Here is a 5,638-nt window from a genome sequence, read left to right on the forward strand (position 1 = left end):
AGAAGTTACTTCATTCCTCAATATTGCAGTTGATAAGAATCTTAAGAAATTGCAAGTTGAAGAAGAAGACGGAAGCGTAGTAAAAGTTTTCACATTTGACGGCTACGGCTATTACATTTATGAAAACGACTTTGACGATTTAGCTACATATTATGCGAAGAATGATTTCCCAGAAAAATATGTAGGCTATTATACAAGCGCGAATAAATCCGTTAGAGTAACTATAGAAAATACGGGCAGAGTTAAATACATGCATGGAAAATACGGTAACTGGGATTACATTACTGGTAACTGCGTATTCAAAGGCAATGTATTAACGGTTAGAGGCGCGTATTGGAATGGCGAAAAAGTAGTATTCGGCGAAGACGGAAGTATTACTTGCTATGCCAAAGACGGCACGGAAATTAAATAATTGAGAGGAGGATATAAAGATGACTATAAAGAAAATATTAATAACATTATTAAGTTTGGTATTCGTATTTGCAGTAAGTTGCTCAAGCGATTTAGGACCTGAAGCGAGCCAAACCAACCCTGACGATTTAATTGTCAATGCAGACGGAGATTTAGCTTCTTTCGTAAGCGATTATTCTGGCGTATATTATGAAGCCGCTGGATATGCAGATTATAAACTCAGAGACGGAAAAGTTAGAAATATACATGGCGCAGAAGTGGCTATTGAAAAAGTATCTCGTTCGGAAGCTAAATTGCAAATACGAAACGCTGCCGAAGGCACTGTAGAAGTATTGAAGTTTGACGGCAAAGGTTATACTAGCTACACTTCTTATGTTCTTCAAAAAGTGAGCGATGAAGTTCTTATTTCAAATCCAAATTTAGGATATATTAAAGAATTCGCTCAATATAAGGGAACTTATAAAGATGTAGTTAAAGGTATAGAAAACTTTATAGCTATAGACGGCGATGGAAATATCTATTTCTACGATACAAATGCAACGGCAGCCAACGGCAGAGTAGGTATAACGGAAAACGAATTGACTATAATAGAAACTCAAAATAATAATATTATTGCTCGAAAGCTTATCTTCAAATTCGACCAAGGCGTTTACAGAGAATTTAACTTGAACGGTTCACATATAGAAGTAACTGGCGAAAGATTCACAAGAACGAAAGACTTTGTTGAAGATTTGGCAAATACCGTTTATGTTGACGCTAACGATAAAGTAAGAGTTAGTATTAATTCAGGCGGAGCTGTAATAATAGACCAAACTGCAGATTATCCAGAAGCTATAAGAGTAGGAAACACGATTAAAATAAAGAAAATGGGAATTACTATCACTATGAATGGCGATAGCGCTAGTTATAAACCAAGTAATTATGCTGCGGCTATAACTTTAACTAAAAAAGCTGGAAACCATGTAGTAGGAGATTGGAACGAAGGAATAAAATAAAAGAATATTTTATTTTGTTATAAAAAGAGTAGGTTTTTAAAGCCTGCTCTTTTTTATTTAATTGTCATTTTATAAAGTTAAATCTTAAAATAGAATTTCATTAATTGTGGATTACTTCGGCATTTTCAATGCCTCGTTCCCTACGGGACGCCTTCGGCGAATGACTGATTAATTTGCATTGTGAACTTTTTTAATAATTCTGTCATTGCGAATGGTTGGATTGCCACACCTCTATCGAGGCTCGCAATGACAAAATTAAATTAGACTGTCATTACGAGGGCAACGCCCGAAGTAATCTATTCTATTTGGATTGCCACGCCTCTATCGAGGCTCGCAATGACGGTGCATTTTGTCTGTCATTGCCGAGACTAAAGTAAATTACACTGTCATTGCCGAGACTACTGTCCGCCTTCGGCGAGGCACACAGAGTGTGCGAGCTTTTGTAAGAAAGCGAAGCAATCCACTAACTAAAATCCGCCATTGTCAAGCATTTATGAAAGTATGTAATCTGCCGTAAGACTTTATTTTAAAAAACGCTATGAACGAACTCTTTAATTGCATTTCCATTAATATTAATCTGTTCTCCGTTTATCGTAAAATATCCCGTGAGAACTCCGTGAGAGATTTTATTATTCATTTTAGCGAAACCTCCGAAAGAATCCGCATGCTCTTCGCTCTTAATAGAATAAACGAAACTAAATCCCGATTCCTTCGAGTAAAAATCTATCTTGTCGTTATATTCATGCGAAATAAAATCATCGTAAACGAACCATCTGTTATTATATAAAAATTTTGCTATTTTTGAATTTTGAGATTGCGGTTTTGAATCGTATATAAAAACGGGAACGGGTTTGGTAGAGTAGGGGATATAAACGAGTCCGACAATAATATTATGATTATATCTTGACGGAATTCTTCCAATCGTATTAATAGCCAAAATCGAGCTTGTAAAATTAATTATATTTTCGCTTCCCGGGACAATCAAATAGCCTCTCGGATAGCCGAAATAATAATTTGCCAAATAAAGTCCTCTATTTCCTCCCCAGTTAATCATACTTGCATTAAAATTCGTAAATCTAAAATTGAGTTTGGATTCCACAAAATTCGTAATCGCCGTTTCAAAATTAATCGAAGTATTATAAAAACTCGGAATTTCCAAATTTAATTGAGAGTTCGTTCTTCTAAATTGCGCTCTCACAAAATTGTCGTAATAATCCAAAAAATTTTTATTTTCTTCTTTAAGATAAAAGTTTTGATTATCGCCGTCAATCAAATTAAAAGCGTTGTAAGAAAAATATCTTTTTAGTCCGTATTTGTATAGTTTCCATAAAATTACATGATTATCATGAAATAAATATAAATATAGCGTCTCTTTCATGTTTTCGTTTATTGGAATTGATTTTGGAATATTCGTAAAAACGCCCGTATAATAAATTCCTCGCTCGTTCATAATATTATCTCCGTTTGCGGTTGGAGTATTATTTTTCATAAAAGATTTATTCGGAACTATATTATAAGGCACATAAATTGAAATAAAAATAATAACGGCAAGAATAAATATAATAAAACCTATGATAATATATTTTTTTATATAACTTGAAGAATATTCATAATAATCGTCTTTTTCTATAAGTTTTTTCTTTAGCATAATTAATTATTATTAGCTTCCTCGTTTTTATTGTTTAAGGCTTTTTCTTTTTCAATATCCGCTCTGACTTCTTCTTCCGTTCTGCTTTCAATGGAATTGTCTAATAATTTATTTAAAGAAAATAAAGCGACTTCGATTTCATCGTCTTCTGGAATTCTTGTCGTAATTTTTTGAAGCAAAAGCCCGGGCAAAATAGCCAAACGCATTAAAGGAAAATTATAAAATCTGAAACCTAATTTTAATAATTCGTAAGATATTCCCGAAACGATTGGAAGCAGTAAAATATTTATAATTAAAACGGTAATATTTCCAACGATTTTTGGCGGAATAAAAGAAGAATATATAAAATTATAAACGAAATAACTCGTAAACATATACAAAAGAATCGAAACGGTTAAAACTAAAAACATAAAAGTAGTTCCGCATCTCGGGTGAATTGTCGTAAAATCTCTTATATTTTCTTTATTCGGATTTAATCCATGTTCGTAGGCGTTTACAACCATATGTTCCGCTCCATGATATTGAAAAACTCTTTTAATATCTTTGAAAAATGAAATAACAAGCAAATAAGCTATGAATATGCATAATTTAATCGCTCCACGAAGAAGATTAAACGAAATCACATGACTTTTTTCTTCTATTCCGATAAGATTTACTATGAAATACGGAAGCGCTATGAATATTCCTACTGCGAAAGCCAAAGATATAAGCATACTCAAAGTCATCGCCGCGTTTTGTTTTTTTTCAGAATTTTCTTCTTTTTTATTTTCCATTTCTTCTTCAAGTCCCGCCGTATTCGCAGAGAACATTAAAGTTTTATATCCTAATTTCATCATATCTATAAAATTGACTATTCCCCTGAAAAAAATCATTTTGCTTAATTTATTTTTATTTTCTGGAATTCTATATTTTATAAAATCTATTTCCTCTGTCGGTTTTCTAACGGCTACCACATAATGAGTTTTATTTCTAAGCATAATTCCTTCGATAACCGCCTGCCCGCCGACTCCTTCTTTTATTCTGTTTTCGTCTAATTTATATTTCATTTATTTTATCCTATTTTAATTTTTGATTTATCTTAAATAATTAAAAACCAATTTAAATTATATTAATGATATATTAAATAATCTATTCTTTCAAGATGTAAAATTCGTTTAATTTATAATAAAAAATTAATTCGATTGGGTTTTATATATTTATAACATTGATTTAAGTGAACGATTATATGACGACTTAACGGCATTAATAAAAGTCCTGCAATATCTTTTTTGCCCCAGTAATCTATAAGCCATAAATTATCTTTTGAAACTCCGCCATCGTTTATAATTTTTTCTAAATTAATTTTATTTATTTTTCTTTTCATGTCTTCCGCTTTAAGTCGTTTTATTAAATTAATAGTTTTTTCGCTAACTTTATCGTTATAATATTTTAATTTATCGATATTAATATCTTCCGCCAATTTTTTAATTTCCTCTTTTGATAGAGAATTTCCCGTATCCGTAATTGAAATATTGAGTTCTTTTTTTAATTTTTCATTTAAAACCGATTCTTTTTCGCATATAAATATATTTACGATTAAATCTTCGATTCTTATTATATGCCATAAATTCCATATTATATTTTCGTTTTTGGAATTTTTGAATTCTATAAATAAATTATCGATTTGTTTTTTTAATTCTAAATAAAGATTTATAAATAAATTTTTTGAAGTTTCAAGCATTTCCGCTTTTCTAATTATTTTATTTAATTCTTTATGCATTAGAGTTAATTTATTGTCTTTGTCAAAATATTTCATTTTAAAATCTTAACTTTAATAAAATATACTTTCCGTTATATTTGGCAGCAGTTTATATATTGAAATTCCTATTTTATTTTCAAAATATTTCTTTATATCGAATATTTTTTTCCATCTTAATGAACTATGCTTAAAAGTTCCGTATCTTATGGCGACATCGATAAATCTTTTTTCCAAAATACAAAATCCGTTTGTCATGGCAAGCGAATCGCATAATTGAACGAGTAAATCGTAATCGTCATATTTCGCGTTTTTTATAAATTCTTTCATGAAATTATAATCTTCTTCGCTCATATCGAATTCTCCAATCGCCGTTTCAATATCTTGTATCATAAAAGCATGACTTATACAAATTTGAGCCAGTTTTTCCCAGCCGTAATTTATGCAATATTTATATCCGTCAATTAAATGTTTTTCGGAGGTTATTCCCGCGTATCTGCCAATATCATGCAAAAGTCCGTAAATATACGCTTTTTCTTCGTCCAAATCTTCGCATTTTTCGGCAATTATTCTGCAGGCTTTTGCCACATATTTTGAATGTTCCGCCCAAGCTGTTGGGTTAGATTTATAAGCCTTATTTAATTCGTATTCGGCTCTTTCAATATTTAAAATATTATTATTCAAATCGAGCATGAATATAATTTTAATTTCATTTAATAAAAAATCAAGTTTTCAAATTTTATGTTGTTATTGTTATTGCGAGACATTGAAAATTCCGAAGCAATTCCAATTTAATGAAATTCTATTTTCAAATTTCATTTTATTAATATCGGATTTCCACGCTTACTC

At 30.7% G+C, this 5,638-nt stretch carries 6 protein-coding genes; 2 read left to right on the forward strand and 4 right to left on the reverse strand.

Annotation, left to right across the window (positions count from 1 at the left end; translation table 11 throughout):
• The coding region (locus ACR0QS_RS10285; protein WP_432632479.1) for a hypothetical protein at positions 1-412 on the forward strand (412 nt) is incomplete at its 5' end.
• A gap of 19 nt (positions 413-431) precedes the next feature.
• Entirely contained in the window at positions 432-1,406 is a 975-nt protein-coding gene (locus ACR0QS_RS10290; protein WP_432633356.1) for a hypothetical protein, read from the forward strand.
• Between the two features lie 526 nt (positions 1,407-1,932).
• Here ACR0QS_RS10290 and ACR0QS_RS10295 read toward each other — a convergent pair.
• The 4 genes from ACR0QS_RS10295 to ACR0QS_RS10310 form a co-directional block, all read right to left on the reverse strand.
• Positions 1,933-3,054 (reverse strand): hypothetical protein, encoded by a 1,122-nt coding sequence (locus ACR0QS_RS10295; protein ID WP_432633357.1) that lies wholly within the window; start codon positions 3,052-3,054, stop codon positions 1,933-1,935.
• A 2-nt stretch (positions 3,055-3,056) separates the two neighbouring features.
• Positions 3,057-4,100 (reverse strand): DUF1385 domain-containing protein, encoded by a 1,044-nt coding sequence (locus tag ACR0QS_RS10300; RefSeq protein ID WP_432633358.1) that lies wholly within the window; start codon positions 4,098-4,100, stop codon positions 3,057-3,059.
• A gap of 113 nt (positions 4,101-4,213) precedes the next feature.
• Entirely contained in the window at positions 4,214-4,849 is a 636-nt protein-coding gene (locus ACR0QS_RS10305) for a hypothetical protein (RefSeq protein WP_432633359.1), read from the reverse strand.
• A 15-nt stretch (positions 4,850-4,864) separates the two neighbouring features.
• Positions 4,865-5,482, reverse strand: coding sequence for an HD domain-containing protein (locus ACR0QS_RS10310; protein WP_432633360.1), 618 nt, complete (start codon positions 5,480-5,482; stop codon positions 4,865-4,867).
• Positions 5,483-5,638 lie beyond the last annotated feature (156 nt).

It is taken from the genome of Brachyspira sp. (assembly GCF_050873525.1).
Classification (GTDB): Bacteria; Spirochaetota; Brachyspiria; order Brachyspirales; family Brachyspiraceae; genus Brachyspira.